The organism is Enemella evansiae (genome assembly GCF_002250705.1).
GTDB lineage: Bacteria > Actinomycetota > Actinomycetes > Propionibacteriales > Propionibacteriaceae > Enemella > Enemella evansiae.
In genome coordinates this window covers 117601-136425 of record NZ_NMVP01000002.1, presented here as the reverse complement: position 1 = coordinate 136425, position 18825 = coordinate 117601, and the positions used below count along the sequence as shown (strand labels likewise).

Here is an 18825-nt window from a genome sequence, read left to right as displayed (position 1 = left end):
ATCGGTGGTCGCCGTGCTAGAGTTTCCCGGCTGGTGGGCACGGATGCCCATCGAGCGCGAGTGGCGGAACGGCAGACGCGCTGGCTTCAGGTGCCAGTGTCCTTAGGGACGTGGAGGTTCAAATCCTCTCTCGCGCACAACACTTTGAACCCCCGGTCAGACAGTCCTGACCGGGGGTTCTGTTGTCGATGCGTGCCCCGGTTCAGGAGGACTCATCGTGCGCCGGGACTCCGACGACCTGGACGTCCACATCGAGGACTTCGATGCCGATGCGTACTCGGCGGCCGCGCAACGCGACGAAGGCCTCCTCGACATCTTCGAACCGCTCGGTGCCTCGTTCGACGACAGCACGCTGCCCGACGATGACGATGATGATGGCGACCCGGCAGACATCGGCAGCGGAACCCATCCGATAGGTTGACAGCCGCTTCTGGACGCGACCACACAGAGGTGGAGTCAGTGCCGATGGTTGAGGACGGGGTCCGAGTCAGTACCGCGCCAACCCAACTTCGAAAGGGAAAACTGCCATGAAGATCGAGTCCGCCGAAGTCATCGTCACCAGCCCGGACCGCAACTTCGTCACCCTCAAACTGACCACCGACGACGGGCTCACCGGTCTCGGTGATGCCACCCTCAACGGGCGGGAGCTCGGTGTGGTGGCCTACCTGCGCGAACACATCATCCCGCTGCTGATCGGGGTCGACGCGCACCGCATCGAGGACACCTGGCAGTTCCTCTATCGCAGTGCCTATTGGCGGCGCGGGCCGGTGACGATGGCCGCGAGTGCCGCGGTCGACATGGCGCTGTGGGACATCAAGGGCAAGGCGGCCGGGCTGCCGGTCTACCAACTGCTCGGCGGTGCCAGCCGGGACGGACTGTTGGCCTACGGGCACGCTTCCGGCCGGGATCTGTCGGAGCTGTTCGACAGCATCCGATCCCATCTGGAGCAGGGATACCGGGCGATCCGGGTGCAGACCGGCGTACCGGGACTGAAGGCGATCTACGGTATCGCCGCGCAGGCGGCGCCCGGTGGTGCCTCGGGTGAACGCTACGACTACGAGCCCGCGCAGCGGGGGCCGTTGCCGAAGCAGGAGGACTGGGACACCCGCGCGTACCTGCGGCACCTGCCGACGGTCTTCGAGGCGGTTCGTGCCGAGTTCGGGCCCGAGATCCCGCTGCTGCACGACGGGCACCACCGGATGACGCCGCTACAGGCGGCGCAGCTCGGCAAGGCGCTGGAGCCCTATGACCTGTTCTGGCTGGAGGACTGCACGCCGGCGGAGAACCAGGAGGCGCTGAAGCTCGTCCGCCAGCACACCACCACACCGCTGGCGATCGGCGAGGTTTTCAACACCGCTTGGGATTTCAAGGATCTGATCCGCGATCAGCTGATCGACTACGTGCGCGGCGCGGTGACCCACATGGGCGGGATCACTCCGCTGAAGAAGACCCTCGACTATGCGGCGATGTACCAGGTGAAGTCCGGTATGCACGGCCCCACCGACATCTCCCCGGTGGGGATGGCGGCGGCGTTGCATCTCGGGCTGGCCATCCACAACTTCGGCATCCAGGAGTACATGAAGCACGGCGAGCGGACCGACGAGGTGTTCCAACAGTCGTTCAGCTGGCGGGACGGGCTGCTGCATCCGGGGGAGCAACCCGGGTTGGGTGTCGAACTCGATGTGGAGGCGGCCGAGCGGTTCCCCTACGAGCGGGCGTACCTGCCGTTCAACCGTCTCGCCGACGGCACGATGCACGACTGGTGAGATCCAACGGTCATCGAGCAGCTCGCGCAGCGAGCGTGTCGAGATGAACCTGGCTGCTCAGCCGACGCTCGCCGTCCGCTTCTTCTTTGCAGACACGTAAACCGGGATGATGCCCTCGACCGCGACCACGCCATCGGTGCGTACCGCCTTGACCCGCACCTCGACGTCACCGGGCGTGTTCGCCCACTGCTCGGGATCGGTCTCGGCGATGCAGGTCAGGTCGGTGGTCGCCTTCTGCAGGTAGCTGACGGTCAGCCCGCGCGGCAGCCAGCGCAGCTCGGCCGGGCAGGTCGCCTCGGCGAGCAGCCCCATCGCCGCCTCGAGCCCATTGCAGGCGGCGATCGCGTGCAGCGTGCCGATGTGATTGTGTACGCGCCAGCGGTTTCGGATGGTGAGCTCGGCGTAGTTCTCCCGCACCTCGCGCACCTGCGGCATCACCGTCGCGAAATAGGGCGCCTTGAACGCGAAGAGCACCGAGAAGATGCGCTTGCCCGCCGGCCACTGGCTGACGCGCTGATAGAGGTCGAAGGTCTGTTGAGCCACGTCAGCAGGGTACGCGAGGGTGACTGTCAGTGGCACCTGTTTGACTGGATTCATGAGCACGAGCACGGCAGCGAAGCCGACCACGATCACCATTGAGATGGTCGAGTCGATCCTGCCCGGTGCCGATCGGATTGAGCTCCTCGACCCGAAGGATTCCCTTGCCCTGTTGGACAACTGCGACGCGTTGGTGTCCCTCGCGCATGCCCTGCGGGCCAAGGTCATCGCGCAGGTGGAACACCAGCAGGCGGCCGAGCAGGAGCACCTGTGCTCAACCGCGGTGTACCTCACCAGTGAACATCGGCACACCGGCCGGCGGGCCCGCGAGCTGGTACGTGAGGCGCTCGAGCTCGATCGCGCTCCCCGAGTCGCCGAAGCGGTCCGGCAGGGTCGAGTCTCCGACGAGCAACTGCGCGGAATTCTCTACGGACTGAGCGACCTGCCCGACGACCTGGCCGCGACGGAGCGCGATCGGGCGGAGCGGTTGATGGTCGGGTTCGCCGACAGTCACGACCCGACGGCGCTCCGCCGACTGTCCACTTACCTGTGGCAGACCATCGACCCCGACGGCGCCGACGAGCGCGAGGCCGGCCGCCTCGAGGCGGAGGAGAAGCTCGCCCAGCAGAACCGACGACTCACCCTCACCCCCGACGGCGTGGGCTCGATGATCATCGCCGGCAAGCTCCCGCTCGCCGACGGGGCGGAGCTCAAGGCCGTCCTGGAGGCGTACACCCAATCCATCTGGGCCCGCAGCGCCGAGCAGCCGAAGCACCAGCAGGTGCCGATGACCCGCGCCCAGGCCCGCGCGGACGCGCTGCTGGTGCTGGTCCGTCGTGCGCTGGCGAGCGGTCGCGCCCCGCAACGCGCCGGCGACCGGCCACGGATCAGTGTCCTGGTGTCGCTGGAGAAGCTGCGTACCGGCCTCGGCGCGACCGACCTCGACTCCGGCGAGCGGCTCTCCGCGACGGAAGTACGCCGGCTCGCCTGCGACGCCGAGATCATCCCGATCACCCTCAACGGCAACGGGATGCCGCTCGATGTGGGCCGTAGTGAACGGCTGGTGACGCAGCCGATCCGGGCAGCGCTGGTCGCGCGCGACCGCGGTTGCGTCTTTCCGGGCTGCGATCGACCGCCCGACGACTGCGAGGCCCACCACGTGAAACCGTGGTATTTCGGCGGCCACACCCGCCTCGACAACCTGGTCCTGCTCTGCCCGCATCATCACCGGATGGTCGAACCCGCGCGCGACGGACCATGGGACGCCGACCAGCCACACCGCTGGGCGATCCGAATAATGACAGGGATTCCGACGATCATCCCACCGGCACTGTACGACCCGGACCGCAGGCCACGCCGCCATGCCCGTTTCCGCGAACTGGTGCCGGTATGAGGCCGCCCGGCGCTATTGTCCTCAGGCACCCCTCACGATCCGATGCGAGAGGACTCGATGGACGAGCACACCCACTTCGAGTTCGTGGTACGCCGGGCCCTGCCCGCCGACGCCGCGGCGTACGCGCGGGCGGACGCGGAGATGGTGGCCGAGACCTACCGCGACCTGATGCCGCCGTCGTTCGCTACCGAGCGGCTCGCCGAGGTGCCCGAGCTCACCGCCGAACGCGAGGCCGGCTTCGCCGCCGAGCAGCGCGCCGAAGCGACCGGCCACCAGCCCGAGCGTCGCACCTGGCTCGCCCTGCACGGCGACCGGATCGTCGGCACCGGGGTGGTCACCTATGTCCCGCAGCAGTGGGAGCTCGGTCTCGGCATCGCGCTGCCACCGGGCAACTTCCGGCAGCTCAACCACCTCTACCTGCGCCCCGAGGCCCACGGCGCCGGCCTCGCCCAGACCATGCTCGACCTGGCCCTCCCGGACCGGCAATCCGCACATCTGTGGGTGCTGATCGGCAACCCGCGCGCCGAGGCCTTCTATCGCCGCAACGGCTTCGAGGTCGAGGCGGGGGAGTTCTCCTGCGGACCGGTCTGGTACCACCGCCCGATGCACCGGATGCGCCGCGACTGATTGTGACCCAATCGCGATGAGCTCCTGGTGCGCGTTGTCGGCGTGCTTTTCTAGTCTTATTGCGTCATCGAGCTACGAAGTACCGGGAGGTCTGATGACTCGGCAAGTGCAGTTGCGGCTCAAGGGGCATACGGCCCCGGACGGTGAGCTCAGCGCTCTCGAAGGGGTCGCGCTGATCGAGGCGTTCCGCGACCTCATCTATCGTGTCACCAGAGCCGCAGCAGACAGGCAGGGTCTGGGCCGCACCGATTCGGTTCTCGAGCAACTCAGTTCGGTCCGGTTCGGGTTGAAGCCCGGCAGCACCACAATCACTTTTGAGATCGGCGACGATGCCGCGCTTGACGTCGAGGACTCGATCAGTCAGACGGCCGATCAGAATTTCTGGCAGCTCGCGCGGGATCTGTCCCAGAACGAACGCTCGCCAACGGTGTCTGAGTCGGTTGCCAGCCAGATGTCTGTCTTCGTTCGTGAGTTGAAGAGGAACGCGGTCGACGCTGAGATCGCGGGCGATGGGCATCCGACGATCAAGATCCGGACTGCCGACCTCAACCGAGATATCTGGTCCCCACCCGAGGAACCAGGGGGGACGGAAAGGACGGTCCATGGCGTCCTGGAGATGGTCGACCTGCACACGGCCAGATTCCGGATTCGCGATGTGGCCCACAACACGGTCGAACTACGTGACGTGGTCGACGCAGCGGCCGCCGCCAAACTGGTGGGATCACGAGTCACCGCTCAGGGGCGGTTTGTGGATCGGGAGAGCACGCCCAGGATGGTCGGGGTCATCGTGTCGGCATCTGACGTGCCCGGAGTGCTAGGGCGCGTCGATCCCGATCTCGAGCAGTCCGTGCAGCAGGCCGCTATCCGCGAACCTGAGCCGATAGATCTCAGTCCGGAAGAACTCGACGACTTCTTGGCGAGCATCCATGCGTGACGACCTCGTCCTGGTCGACACCGATGTCTTCAGTCGGGTGATCATGACCCCGCGTAATGCACGACCGGAAGACGCCTCGCTGAGGCGAATGATCACCGGCAGAGCGGTTGCGATCAGCGTGCAGACGAAGGCAGAGGTGCAGTTCGGCGCACTCGTCAAGGACTGGGGGCAGAAGAAGCTCGCTCAGCTGGATGCCAGTCTCGCGGCAGTTGCACTTGCCCCGGTCAATGACGACGTGACCGAGGCCTGGGCGCGGCTGCGGGCACTGTGCAGGAGGCAGGGTCGCCAGTTGGCCGAGAAGATCCATATGGGAGATTGCTGGATCGCCGCGACGGCCATCGCCTATGAGATCCCGCTGGCCTCGGGCGACGGCATCTTCGTAGACGCGCCGGGGTTGACCCTGCTCCGCCCGGATGAATGACGCGGCCGAGCCTCAGAGATACACGCTCTGCAACTGCTGGTACGCCGCCAGCCCCTCCGGACCCAGTTCCCGGCCGATGCCGCTGTTCTTCACCCCACCGAACGGCGCCGCCGGATCCGGGAGGTAGCGGTTCACCCCGATCGTGCCGGTTCGCACCCGGCGCGCGACCTCCGCGCCGCGCTCGGGATCGGCGGTCCAGATCGTGCCGCCCAGGCCGAAGTCGGAGTCGTTCGCGATCCGCACCGCATCATCCACACCGTCGTAGGCGATCACCGTCAGTACTGGCCCGAAGATCTCCTCCCGGGCCAGCGTCGAGGAATTGCTCAACCCGGCGAAGACCGTCGGTTCGACGAAGAAGCCGCGATCCAACTCCGGCCGCTTCCCGCCAGCGGTGATCTGGCCGTGCTCCGAGCGGCCCTTGGCGATGTAGGCCTCCACCCGATCCCGCTGCGCGGCGGTCGCCATCGGCCCGATCTGGGTCTCCGGCGCCGAGGCCGGCCCGACCTGCAGGCTCGTGGCAAAGGCACTGAACGCGTCCACCACCTCCCCGTACCGGCTCCGCGGCGCCAGCACCCGGGTCCCGAGAAAACAGGTCTGCCCATTGTTCAACAGTGTCGAGGTGAACAACCCCTCGCCGATCTGCGCCAGATCCAACTCGGCATCCTCCAGCACGATCGCCGCCGACTTGCCGCCCAGCTCAAGGGTGACCGGCCGCAGCAGCCGACCGCAGGTCTCCGCGATCGCCCGGCCCGCCGCCGTCGAACCGGTGAACGCGACCTTGTCCACCCCCGGATGGGCGACCAGGTACGCCCCCACCTCCCGTCCGGCGGGCACCACGTTGACCACCCCGGCCGGCAACCCCGCCGCCTCCACCGCCTCGGCCAGCAGGAACGCGTCCAGCACCGTCTCCGGGGAGGGCTTGATCACCAGCGTGCAACCCGCCGCCAGCGCCGGTGCCAACTTGAACATCGTCAGCGCCTGCGGGAAATTCCACGGCACGACCGCGGCGACCACCCCGAGCGGGCGGCGGCGTACCTCGATCTCGCCGCCGAAGAAGCCCGGCCGGACCTCGTCGAACCCGCCCTTGGCGGCCAGCCCGGCGTAATAGCGCAGCACCGCACTCGGATAGCCGACCTCGAGCTGACGGGCCACCGCCACCGGCATCCCGTTCTGCGAACTGACCCGCTCCACGAACCCATCCGCGCGGGCATCGAGCTCCCCGGCGAGCCGTTCCATCAGCTCCGCCCGCCGCTCCGGTTCCCATGCCGACCAGCCGAACGGATCGTCGAAGGCCCGCCGCGCGGCATCGACCGCGGCGTCGATGTCGGCCGATTGCCCCGCCGGCACCGTTCCGGCGACCTCCTCGGTGCTCGGATTGATCGGCGCGATCACCTCCGAACTGCTCGGCGCGATCCACTCGCCACCGATGAACAGGGTCTGGTAGCTGATGGTCATGGGATACCTCCGGTCTGGACGCGGGCTCGGCTCTCCGCGCTAGCCTGACCGCATCACCCGGTGCAGCGTTGACCCCGGGTGCCCGGGTTCTGGTCGAATCGTGCCAGCCCCAGCACGAGGCGAGGAGGCCGATGACCGCCGACGTCGACTCCCCGTGGGCCGAGCAGATGGCCGGCGCTTTCGGGCTGGCGGTCGGCCCCGGTGCGGGCCGCGTCCGGCAGGCGGCGCTCGGTGAGGTCGCCGCGTTCCGAATGGCCGGTACGCCCCAGGTGTTGCGCCGCACGGCGCGCGCGATCCGCGGCGCCGACACGACCCCGGTCAAGGTGTGTGCGGTCCGCTCCGGGGAACTCGTGCTGCACCGCGAGCGGGAGGGCGAGCTCCGGATCGGCCCCGGTCAGCTGGTCCTCTATGACACCGCCCGCCCCTACCAGCTGCGCGCCGAGGATCGCTGGAGCTGCACCGTGATGACGGTTCCCCGGGATCTGCTCGCGCTCCCAGCCCGCACCCTGGCTGCGGTGCTGGCGCACCGGTTCACCGAGCAGGGCCCGGCCGCGGTTCTCACCCAGCTGCTCGACACCGCCGTCGTCGACGGTCCGGTCCGCGCCGACGCGGCGGTGCTGCTCGGCCGGGCGACGGTCAACCTGCTCACCGGACTGGCCCTCGAACACGAGGCACCCCTCGCCCCCGACGATGCGCTGCGGGCCGCCGTGCTGGGCCACATCCGGCAGCGCCTCGGCGACCCCGACCTCGGTGTGGCCGCCCTCGCCGCCCACCACGGCATGTCGGTCCGCACCCTGCACCGGCTCTTCCAGGATCAGGAGTGGACCCTGGCCGAGACCATCCGCAACCTGCGCCTGGACGCCGTCCGCGCGGACCTGGGTGACCCGCAGCTCGCCGGCCGCAGCATCATGGCGATTGCCGCCGCCCGCGGCTTCCGCGATCAGGCTCATCTGACCCGGGTGTTCAAGGCCCGATTCGGGATCACCCCCGCCGTGGTCCGCCGGGGTTAGCCGAACACCCCCGCCATCCGCTCGGCCGATTTCAGCCCGCTGCCCGACAGCACCAGCACGGTCCGCTCCCCGGCCCGGATGTCGCCGGTGCCGATGAAGTGGTCGAGGGCGGCGACCGCGACCGCACTGGTCGGCTCGGCGTACAACCCCCGGGCACAGATCTTCCGCACCGCCCCGGCCAACTCGGTCTCACCGACCGCGTACGCCCCGCCGCCGCTGCGGCGTACCGCCTCGACCGCCTCCGGCAACCGGACCGGGTTCGCGATCGACGCGCCCTCGGCGGCGGTCGGCTCCCGCACCAGCCCCGGATCCCGCTCGACCCCGTTCACCGCCTCCACGATCGTCGCCCAGTCGGCCGGCTGACCGACGAACAACCGCGGCCGGTGTCCAATCGCGCCGGCGGCCAGCAGCTCGGTGAAGGCCAGATCCAGCCCGATCAGCTGACTACCGGCCCCGGCGACCACCACCACGTTGTCCGGTGCGTCCCAGCCGAGCTGCTCCCACAGCTCGTACCCGAGGGTCTTCACACCCTGGAGAAAGTAGGGGTGCCAATTGTGGGATGCATACGGAATCTCCGCCGATTGCCGAACGGCCTCGGCCCCCACCTCGTCGCGGGTACCGGGCACCGGTTCGATCTCGGCGCCGAATGCCCGGCTCATCAGGATCTTGGCCGCCGAGGTGGCCGCCGGCACGATGATCTTCGCCGCGATCCCGGCCGCCGCGGCGTACGCCGCCACCGACGAACCACCGTTGCCGGAGCTGTCCTCCAGCACCCGCCGCGCCCCCAGCCGGCGCAGCTGGGAGACCATCACCGACACCCCGCGGTCCTTGAAGCTGCCGGTGGGATTGCACCACTCCAGCTTGGCCAGCAGCGGCACGCCGTCCCAGTCCAGCGGTACCAGCGGCGTCAGCCCCTCTCCCAGACTGACCCGCGTCCCGGCCGGGAACGGCTCCGGCAGTGCCGCCGCATAGCGCCACAGCGACCGCTCGCCCGGATCCACCTGGTCCGCGGTGATCCCCGGCAGCGGGGTCAGCGCCAGCGGCCCGCCGTCCTCACCGCGCCAGCGCGGGTCGGTGAGCGGATAGCGGGTGCCGGAGCGGTCGACGAGTTCGGCTGCCATATCGATGAGCGTAGGGGCTCACCGAGCCCGGGAACCGAGTTGTGGGATTCCACCTAATCTCGGGCGCGACATCTGTGGGTGTTGGGGTCCCCGTGTGCGGGCCCGGGTCTGGCAGAGTCGCGGTGTGCCTTCGTCCTCCGACACCGCTCCGATCACCCGGCTCGCCATCGTCAACCGCGGTGAGGCAGCGATGCGCCTCATCCACGCGGTCCGCGACCTGAACGCGCGGCGCTGTCTCAGCGGGGAGCAGAGCGGGGGCAATGAGCCCGTCCGCACCATCGCCCTGCACACCGACGTCGACGCCGGCTCGGCCTTCGTCCGCGAGGCCGATGAGGCGTACGCCCTGGGTCCGGCCTCCGCCCGGCCCTATCTGGACCTCGCGGTGCTGGAGCGCGCCCTGGTCGAGACCGAGGCCGACGCGGTCTGGGTCGGCTGGGGCTTCGTCGCCGAGGACCCGGCCTTCGCCGACCTCTGCGCCCGGCTCGGCATCACCTTCCTCGGCCCCAGCGGCGACGCGATGCGCCGGCTCGGCGACAAGATCGGCTCCAAGCTGATCGCCGAAGAGGTCGGCGTACCGGTCGCGCCGTGGAGCCGCGGCGGCCTGGACACCCTCGACGACGCACTCGCCGCGGCCGAGGAGATCGGCTACCCGCTGATGCTCAAGGCCAGCGCCGGCGGTGGTGGCCGCGGCATCCGCAAGGTCACCTCGCCCGCCGAGCTGACCGACGCCTACCAGCGCACCCGCGACGAGGCCGAGCGGGCCTTCGGCAGCGGGGTGGTCTTCCTCGAGTCGCTGGTCACCGGCGCCCGGCACGTCGAGGTGCAGGTGATCGCCGACGGTCAGGGCACGGCCTGGGCGGTCGGCGTCCGCGACTGCTCGGTGCAGCGCCGCAACCAGAAGGTGATCGAGGAATCCGCCTCGCCGCTGCTGGATGCGGAGCAGACCGACGAGCTGAAGGCCGCCGCCGAGCGGCTGGCGATCGCCGTCGGGTACGCCGGCGCGGGCACGGTCGAGTTCCTCTATCACCCACAGAGCAAGCAGTTCGCCTTCCTGGAGGTGAACACCCGGCTGCAGGTCGAGCACCCGATCACCGAGTCGGTGACCGGGCTGGATCTGGTCGGGTTGCAGCTGCAGGTCGCCGGCGGTACGCCGCTGACCGGCGAGCGGCCCGTCGAGCACGGGCACGCCGTCGAGGCCCGGTTGAACGCCGAGGACCCGGACCGCGACTTCGCGCCCGCACCGGGCCGGATCCGGCGGCTGGAGTTCGGCTCCGGGCCGGGCATCCGCGTCGACACCGGTGTCGCCGAGGGGGACACCATCCCCGCCGACTTCGACTCGATGATCGCCAAGGTGATCGCCCACGGCGCCACCCGCGCCGAGGCCCTGGCCCGGCTGCGCCGCGCGCTGCAGGAGACCACCGTGGTGATCGACGGCGGCGCCACCAACAAGAGTTTCCTGCTCGAGCTGCTGGACGCCGGTGAGGTGGTCCGCGGGGAACCGGAATGGGCCGACACCGGCTGGATCGACCGGGTCCGCGCCGAGGGCGGACTGTCCGCCCGCCGGCACACCGGCATCGCGCTGGCCGCCGCCGCCGTGCTGGCCGCCGAGGACGCCCAGCGCGCCGAGATCGCCCACTTCCTGGCCACCGCCAGCGGCGGCCGCCCGCAGCTGCGGCACGAGACCAGCCAGGAGATCGAACTCAAGCTCGGCGGCACCACGTACGCCACCGCGGTCCAGCAGATCGGGCCCGACCGGCACCGGGTGACGATCACCGCCCCCGGTCAGCCACCGCGCACCGTCGAGGCCGCGCTCACCCGGCTCGACGAGGTGCACGGCCGGATCACCGTCGACGGCCGCCGCTATCGGCTGGTCACCGCCAGCCAGGGCCCGACCACCCTGGTCGAGGTGGACGGCGTCGCGCACCGGATCAGCCGCGACGAGGGCGGCGTGCTGCGCTCCCCAGCCCCGGCCCTGGTCGTCGCCACCCCCGTCGAGGTCGGCCAGGAGGTCGCCGCCGGCGCCCCGGTGCTGGTGCTCGAATCGATGAAGATGGAGACCGTGCTGCCGGCCCCCACCGCCTCCCGGGTCCGCGAGCTGCTGGTCCGCGCCGGCACCCAGGTCGAGTCGGGTACGCCGCTGGCCCGGCTCGAACCGCTGGGGGAGGACGACGAACAGACCGAGACCGAGGCCGCGCCGCTGGACCTGCCGGAGGCGGCGGGGGAGGCGACCCCGGTTGAGCGGGGCCGGGCCGTGCTCGCCGAACTGCGTGCCCTGCTGCTCGGCCACGACGTCACCGGCCGCGAGGAGCTGATCGCCGAATACCGCGCGCTGCGCCCCGACCTGGTCGCCGCCGGAATCGACGTGCAGGCCGAGGAGGGCGAGCTGATCGGCATCTTCGCCGACATCGCCGAGCTGCTCCGCAACCACCCGGCCGGTGAGGAACTGCAGACCGAACTGCGGGTGCACAGCTCCCGCGAGCACTTCCACGACTATCTGCGCACCCTGGACGTGGAGCGCAGCGCACTGCCCGAGGTGTTCGCCGACCGGCTGCTGCGGGTGCTGGCGCACTACGGCATCACCGCACTGGATCGCACCCCGGAGCTGGAGCAGGCGGTCTTCCGGATTCTCCTTGCCCAGCAGCGGAACTGGGACGTCGATGTGATCGTCGGGCTGCTGCAGTGCTGGGCCGGGGACACCCCGCCCACCGGCGAGCGGGCCGTCCGCGCCCGCGCGCTGCTGGAGCGTACCGTCCGGGCCACCCAGCGCCGCCAGCCGATCATCGGTGACCTGGCCCGCTCGATCCGGTTCCGCTGGTTCGACCAGCCGGCCGTGGACGCCGAACGCCGCGAGGTGCTCGACGGGGTGGCCGCCGAACTGGACGCACTCAGCGACCCGGACGCCGCCGACCGGGACGCCCGGATCGCTGCCCTGGCGGCGATCCCGGAGCAGCTGGTCGGCTTCCTGCGGGACCGGATGGCCGATGGGCTGCCGAGCATCGAGCCGATGCTCGAGGTGCTGATCCAGCGGCACTACCTGGAATACGATCTGCGCGGGCTGACCGTCACCGACGTCGCCGGCCGGCCGGTCGTCTACGCCTCCTACACCGCCGACGGGCACGGTGACACCCGGGTGATCTCCACCATCGGCGAGGAGGCCGAACTGGTCGCCGATTCGCCGCTGTCCCGGGCCGTCGCCGAGCAGCTCGCCGACGACCAGCAGAACGTGGTCGAGATCTATCTGCGCTGGCCGGGTGAGGTCGGCGAGGTGCCCGAGCTGCGGCAGCGATTGCTGTCCTGGTTGGAATCGCAGGACTTCACCCGCCGCGCCCGCCGGGTCAGCATCGCGATCTGCCCGACCGACGGCCGCCCGGTGGACTACTTCACCATGCGTCCCGACCCGGCGGCCGAGCAGTTCACCATGGTCGAGGACGAGCTGGTGCACGGCATCCACCCGATGGTGGGCCGCCGGCTGAACCTGTGGCGGCTCGCGGAGTTCGACGTCACCAGGCTGGATGCGCCGGACGACGTGCTGCTCTACGAGGCGGTGGCGCGCAGCAACCCCGCCGACCGGCGACTGATCGCGATGGCGCAGGTGCGCCAGGTCTCCGCGGTCCGCGACGAGGAGGGCCGCACCGTCGCCCTGCCGCACGCCGAGCGGGCGGTGGAGCACGGGCTGGAGGCGATCCGCCGGGTCCGGACCGCCCGCGGCCGCGCGGGTTCGCGGATGGATGTGAACCACGTCTGGGTCACCGTCTGGCCGGTCGTGGACGCCGACCCGGAACACCTCACCGCGCTGCAGTCCAAGATCACCCCGCTCAGCGAGGGCGCCGGGATCGAGGAGGTGCTCACCATGGGCCGGATCCCCGGCCCGAACGGCAAGGTGCGCCCGATCGCGATCCGGTTCCACAACACGCCCGGCCGCGGCACGATCGCCGATGTCACCGCCCCACCGCGGGAACCCCTGCAGCCATTGGACAAATCGGCGGCCCGGGCGATGCGGGCGCGCCGCCGCGGGCTGGCGTACCCCTATGACCTGAAACCCCTGCTCGCCGGTCGCGGCGGCACGGTGGTGGAATACGACTTCGACGACGATGGCGCCTTCGTGCCGGTGGAGCGGCCCGAGGGCAGCAACCCGGCCGGCATCATCGCCGCGGTGGTGACCACCCCGACCGAGATCTATCCGGAGGGCATCACCCGGGTGGTGCTCAGCGGTGACCCGACCCGTTCCCTCGGTGCGCTGTCCGAGGCGGAGTGCCGGCTGGTGATCGCCGGGATCGACCTGGCCGAGGAGCTCGGCGTCCCGGTCGAGTGGTTCGCGCTGTCCGCGGGAGCCCGGGTGTCGATGGACTCCGGCACCGAGAACATGGACTGGGTGGCGGCCGCGCTGAAGCGGATCGTGGAGTTCACCCAGGACGGCGGCGAGATCAATGTCGTCGTCGCCGGGATCAACGTCGGCGCCCAGCCCTATTGGAACGCCGAAGCCACGATGTTGATGCACACCAAGGGAATCCTGGTGATGACCCCGGATTCGGCGATGGTGCTCACCGGCAAGCAGTCGTTGGACTTCTCCGGCGGTGTCTCGGCCGAGGACAACTACGGCATCGGCGGATACGACCGGGTGATGGGCCCCAACGGTCAGGCGCAGTACTGGGCGCCGGATCTGGTGACCGCCTTCGGCATCCTGATGAGCCACTACGAGCACAGCTATGTGCTGCCCGGTGAGGAGCGGCCGCGGCGCACCGAGACCAGTGACCCGGTGGATCGGGACATCTCGGACTTCCCGCACGAGGGTGAATTCGCGACGGTGGGGGAGATCTTCTCCGTCGACAGGAACCCCGATCGCAAGAAGCCCTTCGACATCCGCACCGTGATGCGGGCCGTCGCCGACGCGGACGCCTCGATGCTGGAGCGCTGGGCGAAGATGGCCGATGCCGATACCGCCGTGGTCGCCGACACCAGACTCGGCGGCTATCCGGTGTGCCTGGTCGGGATCGAGTCGAAACCCGTTGCCCGGCACGGATATCTGGCGACCGACGGCCCGGACACCTGGACCGCGGGCACCCTGTTCCCGCGTTCGTCGAAGAAGGTGGCCCGGGCGATCAACGCCGCCTCCGGCAACCGGCCGCTGGTGATCCTGGCCAACCTGTCCGGGTTCGACGGATCGCCGGAGTCGATGCGGAATCTTCAGCTGGAGTACGGTGCCGAGATCGGCCGGGCGGTGGTGAACTTCGACGGCCCGATCGTGTTCTGTGTGATCAGCCGATACCACGGCGGTGCGTTCGTGGTGTTCAGCAAGCGGTTGAACCCCGAGCTGACGGTGCTGGCGGTCGAGGGCTCGTACGCCTCGGTGCTCGGCGGTGCGCCCGCCGCGGCGGTCGTCTTCTCCTCCGAGGTGGACCGGCGGGCGGCGGCGGATGAGCGCGCAACCTCTTTGGAGCAACGGATCGCGGCCGCCGATGACACCGAACGCGGTGCGCTGATGCTGGAGCTCGCCGAGCTGCGGCCGCAGCTGCGGGCGGAGAAGATCGGTGAGTTGGCGACCGAGTTCGACGGCATCCACTCGATCCACCGGGCCGTCGAGGTCGGGTCGGTCGATGAGGTGATCAGCCCGACCGAGCTGCGGCCGAAGCTGATCGCCGCGATCGAGAAGCGGTTCGCCCAGCAGGACGCCGGCGGCGACGACTGAGCGGCCCGCAATGGCCTACCGCTACAGCAATCTGACCGCCGCCCTCGGTGACAAGCGGTCACCGCTGCGGGAGTTCCTGGACCGCCGGTTCCCGCACGTCCGCGCCCTGCAGACCGACTTCCGGGCGCGGTCGGGGGAGTTGCGGGTGGCGGGCGGCAGCGCCGATCCGGGCCAGGTGGGGGCGGCGCTGGATCTGGCGCTACGGTTCCTGCTCGACCCGCAGGATCGAGCCGAGATCAGCTGGATCGGCTTCGCCAACCACGCCAGGGAACTGGAGCAGATCGTCGGCGTGGTGAAGGCCGCGCAACGGGCCGCGGTCAACGGGGATGCGGCCGCACTCGGCCGGGCGTGCTGGGCGCTGGCGCTGACCACCGAGGTCTACCGGGCCGGGCTCCGTCGCGGTTCGGCGCTGGACGGATTGCTGCGGGCGGATCGGTTCCGGACCCCCGAGTTGCTCGGTCTGGCCGGTGCCGACGCGATCGAGCAACTCGTTGCCCTGCAGGGATTGGCCGAACGCGAGTTGCTGCCCCGGTTGCGGCCGCCGTACCGGCTGGGACCCACCTTCACCGGATCGGAGTTCTGCGCCGCCGACGCCGATCTGATCGCCGGTGGCGTCCTGATCGACATCAAGACCCGGCTCGGCGTACGCGACCCGAAGACCGGGGTACGCAGCGACCGGCTCAGCCTGGCCGATGTGTACCAGCTGCTCGGCTATCTGTTCTTCGACCGCGACGACGCCTACCGGATCACCGACCTGGCCATCTATTCCGCCCGCTACGGCGCGCTGATCGGCTGGCCGGTCGTCGAGGCCCTGCAGACCCTGGCCGGTGAACCCGTCGACCTCCCCGAGGTGCGCGCCGAGGTCTGGTCCCTGCTCACCCATTGACTGAGCGAGCGATCACCCGCCGTTGGAGGCCGCGAGTTCGGCGGAGACCCGGGTCGTCGCCTCGCGCAGGGCGGGGATAGCGCGGGCGGCGAAGGCCTCGTCCACCCGGCTGACCGGTCCGGAGACCGACAGGGCCACCGGCAGCTCCGCATCCGGGACCGCCATCGCATAGCAGCGGACGCCGAGCTCCTGCTCCTCGTCGTCGATCGCATAGCCGCGTGCCCGGATCTCGGCCAGGTCGGCGAGCAGCGCCTCCGGGGTGGCGTGGCTGCGCGGGGTGCGCTGTTCCATCCCGGTGCGATGCAGCAGCGAGAGCACCGCGGCATCGTCGAGTCCGGCGAGCATCGCCTTGCCGACCCCGGTGTTGTGCACCGCGACCCGACGGCCCACCTCGGTGAACATCCGCATCGAGTGCGCCGACGGGCTCTGCGCCAGATAGACCGCGGTATCCCCTTCCAGCACGGCAAGATTCGCGGTCTCACCCAGCTCGACCACCAACCGCCGCAGCTCCGGCTGGGCCAGCACTCCGACCTGACGGTCGGCCTGCCGGCCCAGCCGGATCAGCCGGGCACCGAGCGCATAACGCCGGGATGCCTGCTGACGGACGTAACCGCCGGCCACCAGCGTCTGCAGCAACCGATGGATCGTCGGCATCGGCAACCCGCTGGCCTCGGCCAACTCGGTCAGCGTCAGTTCACCGCCGGCATCGGCAATCGCTTCCAGCAGGCCGAATGCGCGCGATACCGACTGCACGCCCTCGGTCATCAGCTCCTCCCGGCGTCCTCGGCCTTCTTGGCGGCCCGGCGCCGGTGCAGGATCGGCTCGGTGTAACCGGAAGGCTGCTCCAACCCGGCGTACACCAGGTCCTGCGCCGCCCGGAAGGCCTCACCGTCGAAGGCCGGGGCCATCGGCTGGTACGTGGGATCGCCGGAGTTCTGCTCGTCCACCTTGACCGCCATCCGGCGGAAGCTGTCCTCGACCAGTTCCTTGTCGACCACACCGTGGTGCAGCCAGTTCGCCACGTGCTGGGAGCTGATCCGGCAGGTCGCCCGGTCCTCCATCAGGTTGGTTCCGGTGATGTCGGGCACCTTGGAACAGCCGACGCCCGAATCGACCCAGCGGACCACGTAACCGAGGATCCCCTGGACGTTGTTGTCGACCTCGTCGCGGCGATCCTGCTCCGACCACTCGGCCGCCTCACCGACCGGAACGGTGAGCAGCGCGCTGCGCTCGGTCCGCGGCCCGCCGGCGGCGAGCTCGTCCTGGCGGGCCAGCACATCCACCTGGTGGTAGTGGGTGGCGTGCAGGGTGGCCGCGGTCGGCGACGGCACCCAGGCACAGGTGGCGCCGGCCTTCGGATGGCCGATCTTCTGCTCCAGCATCTCCGCCATGTTGTCCGGCGCCGCCCACATCCCCTTGCCGATCTGGGCGTGCCCCTTGAGCCCGCAGGCCAGGCCGACGTCGACATTGGAATCCTCGTAGGCGCTGATCCAGTCGGTGCCCTTCATCGCGGCCTTGCGCACCATCGGGCCGGCCTGCATCGAGGTGTGCATCTCATCGCCGGTGCGGTCCAGGAAGCCGGTGTTGATGAACGCGACCCGGTCCCTGGCGGCGGCGATGCAGGCCTTCAGGTTCGCCGAGGTGCGGCGCTCCTCGTCCATGATGCCGACCTTGAAGGTGTTCGGCTCCAGTCCGAGGATCTCCTCGACCGCAGCGAACAGGTCGACGGTGAGCTGGACCTCCTCGGGGCCGTGCATCTTGGGCTTCACCACATAGACCGACCCGGTCCGGGAGTTGCCGCCGGCGTTCGGCCCGCGCAGATCGTGCACGCTGCCCAGGCCGGCGATCAGGGCGTCCAGGAATCCTTCCGAGACGGGTTCTCCGTCCAGCAGCACCGCCTCGGAATCCATCAGATGGCCGACATGCCGGACGAACAGCAGCGCGCGGCCCTTCTTGGTGAGCTCACCGGTGGCGCTGGAGTAGTCGCGATCGGGGTTCAGCTCGCGACGGAAGGTGCGCCCGCCCTTGCTGACCTCCTCGGCCAGCGTGCCCTGCATCAGTTGCAGCCAGTTGCGCCAGGCCTGCACCTTGTCGGCGGCATCGACCGCGGCGATCGAGTCCTCCAGGTCCATGATGCAGGTGACCGCCGACTCCAGCAGCACATCCTTGACCCCCGCCTGGTCGGCGGCGCCGATCGAGTCGTCGGCGTCGATCTGGATCTCGGCGTGCAAGCCGTTGTGCACCAGCAGAATGCCTTCGGGGGCCTCCGGCGCACCCCGCCAGCCGGCGAGCTGGGCCGGGTCGGCCAGCCGCACCGGGCCGGACTCGGTCTGCACCTCCAGGTGGCCGTCGACGATCCGGTACGCCTGCGCGTCGGCATGGCTGGCACCCGCGAGCGGGGCGATGGAGTCCAGGAAGTCGCGCGCCCAGGCGACCACGGCCCGGCCGCGGACCGGGTTGTAGTCGCCACCCTTCTCCTTGCCGTCGGCCTCATCGATCGCGTCGGTGCCGTAGAGCGCGTCATAGAGCGAACCCCAGCGGGCATTGGCCGCGTTGGTGGCGAACCGGGCGTTCAGCACCGGCACCACCAGCTGCGGCCCGGGCACCGCGGAGATCTCCGGGTCGACATCGCGGGTGGTCACCCGCACCTCGTCCGGCTCCGGCACCAGATAACCGATCTCGGTGAGGAACTCCTCGTAGGCCGCCTGGTCGATCGCACCGGGATGCTCGCCGTGCCAGGCGTCGATGGTCTGCTGCAACCGGTCCCGGGTCGCCAGTAGCTCGGCCCGGCGCGGGCCCAGTTCGGCGAGCAGCCGTTCGGCGCCCGCCCAGAACGCTGCCTCGTCCACCTCGCTGCCCGGCAGCGCCTCGGTGCGGACGAACTCGTGCAATTCGGGATCGATGGACAGGCGGCCGATCGTGACGCGGTCGGTCATGGGATTCCTCCATCTGCCCCAGGGGAGCATTTCCGGATCGTGAAAGAAGATTT

General features: G+C 69.9%; 14 protein-coding genes and 1 tRNA gene. 10 read left to right on the top strand and 5 right to left on the bottom strand.

Features of this window, described 5'->3' with window-relative positions; all coding sequences use genetic code 11:
• The first annotated feature begins 54 nt into the window (after window positions 1–54).
• The 3 genes from BI335_RS04455 to manD all read left to right on the top strand — a co-directional run bounded on the left by BI335_RS04455 (window position 55) and on the right by manD (window position 1766).
• Window positions 55–137: transfer RNA gene (locus tag BI335_RS04455), tRNA-Leu, on the top strand.
• 80 nt (window positions 138–217) lie between these two features.
• On the top strand, window positions 218–421 hold the full coding sequence (locus BI335_RS04450; protein WP_094355207.1) for a hypothetical protein: 204 nt from the start codon (window positions 218–220) through the stop codon (window positions 419–421).
• A 106-nt stretch (window positions 422–527) separates the two neighbouring features.
• The gene (gene manD / locus BI335_RS04445) at window positions 528–1766 is read left to right on the top strand and encodes a D-mannonate dehydratase ManD (RefSeq protein WP_094429786.1); all 1239 of its coding nucleotides are present in this window, start codon (window positions 528–530) and stop codon (window positions 1764–1766) included.
• A gap of 57 nt (window positions 1767–1823) precedes the next feature.
• Here the strand turns inward: manD and BI335_RS04440 are convergent, their stop codons facing one another.
• The gene (locus BI335_RS04440) at window positions 1824–2309 is read right to left on the bottom strand and encodes a hotdog fold domain-containing protein (protein ID WP_094355205.1); all 486 of its coding nucleotides are present in this window, start codon (window positions 2307–2309) and stop codon (window positions 1824–1826) included.
• A gap of 52 nt (window positions 2310–2361) precedes the next feature.
• Between BI335_RS04440 and BI335_RS04435 the strand changes: the two genes are divergently transcribed.
• The 4 genes from BI335_RS04435 to BI335_RS04420 all read left to right on the top strand — a co-directional run bounded on the left by BI335_RS04435 (window position 2362) and on the right by BI335_RS04420 (window position 5678).
• Window positions 2362–3696 (top strand): HNH endonuclease signature motif containing protein, encoded by a 1335-nt coding sequence (locus BI335_RS04435; RefSeq protein ID WP_094429785.1) that lies wholly within the window; start codon window positions 2362–2364, stop codon window positions 3694–3696.
• A gap of 57 nt (window positions 3697–3753) precedes the next feature.
• Window positions 3754–4323 (top strand): GNAT family N-acetyltransferase, encoded by a 570-nt coding sequence (locus BI335_RS04430; protein ID WP_166646752.1) that lies wholly within the window; start codon window positions 3754–3756, stop codon window positions 4321–4323.
• A 106-nt stretch (window positions 4324–4429) separates the two neighbouring features.
• Window positions 4430–5257, top strand: coding sequence for a hypothetical protein (locus tag BI335_RS04425; RefSeq protein ID WP_144009069.1), 828 nt, complete (start codon window positions 4430–4432; stop codon window positions 5255–5257).
• Complete coding sequence (locus BI335_RS04420) at window positions 5250–5678, top strand: PIN domain-containing protein (protein WP_094429782.1); 429 nt, start codon at window positions 5250–5252, stop codon at window positions 5676–5678. Before BI335_RS04425 ends, BI335_RS04420 begins: the two co-directional genes overlap by 8 nt.
• Before the next feature lie 12 nt (window positions 5679–5690).
• On the opposite strand, the gene BI335_RS04415 is transcribed toward BI335_RS04420, so the two are convergent.
• Entirely contained in the window at window positions 5691–7133 is a 1443-nt protein-coding gene (locus BI335_RS04415; RefSeq protein ID WP_094429781.1) for an aldehyde dehydrogenase, read from the bottom strand.
• A 131-nt stretch (window positions 7134–7264) separates the two neighbouring features.
• Between BI335_RS04415 and BI335_RS04410 the strand changes: the two genes are divergently transcribed.
• Window positions 7265–8143: a helix-turn-helix domain-containing protein gene (locus BI335_RS04410; RefSeq protein ID WP_094405915.1), complete on the top strand. Its 879-nt coding sequence runs from the start codon at window positions 7265–7267 to the stop codon at window positions 8141–8143.
• Here BI335_RS04410 and BI335_RS04405 read toward each other — a convergent pair.
• Window positions 8140–9264: a pyridoxal-phosphate dependent enzyme gene (locus BI335_RS04405; RefSeq protein ID WP_094429780.1), complete on the bottom strand. Its 1125-nt coding sequence runs from the start codon at window positions 9262–9264 to the stop codon at window positions 8140–8142. The two genes, BI335_RS04410 and BI335_RS04405, sit on opposite strands and share 4 nt — an antisense overlap.
• A 124-nt stretch (window positions 9265–9388) precedes the next feature.
• On the opposite strand from BI335_RS04405, the gene BI335_RS04400 reads away from it, so the two are divergent.
• Window positions 9389–14950, top strand: a complete 5562-nt coding sequence (locus BI335_RS04400) for an ATP-binding protein (protein WP_229119445.1) — start codon at window positions 9389–9391, stop codon at window positions 14948–14950.
• Window positions 14951–14960: 10 nt separating this feature from the next.
• Complete coding sequence (locus BI335_RS04395) at window positions 14961–15836, top strand: hypothetical protein (protein ID WP_094355199.1); 876 nt, start codon at window positions 14961–14963, stop codon at window positions 15834–15836.
• 12 nt (window positions 15837–15848) lie between these two features.
• Here the strand turns inward: BI335_RS04395 and BI335_RS04390 are convergent, their stop codons facing one another.
• Both BI335_RS04390 and BI335_RS04385 read right to left on the bottom strand, forming a co-directional pair.
• Complete coding sequence (locus tag BI335_RS04390) at window positions 15849–16601, bottom strand: IclR family transcriptional regulator (protein ID WP_094355198.1); 753 nt, start codon at window positions 16599–16601, stop codon at window positions 15849–15851.
• Window positions 16601–18772, bottom strand: coding sequence for a malate synthase G (locus tag BI335_RS04385; protein ID WP_094355197.1), 2172 nt, complete (start codon window positions 18770–18772; stop codon window positions 16601–16603). Before BI335_RS04385 ends, BI335_RS04390 begins: the two co-directional genes overlap by 1 nt.
• Window positions 18773–18825: the final 53 nt, after the last annotated feature.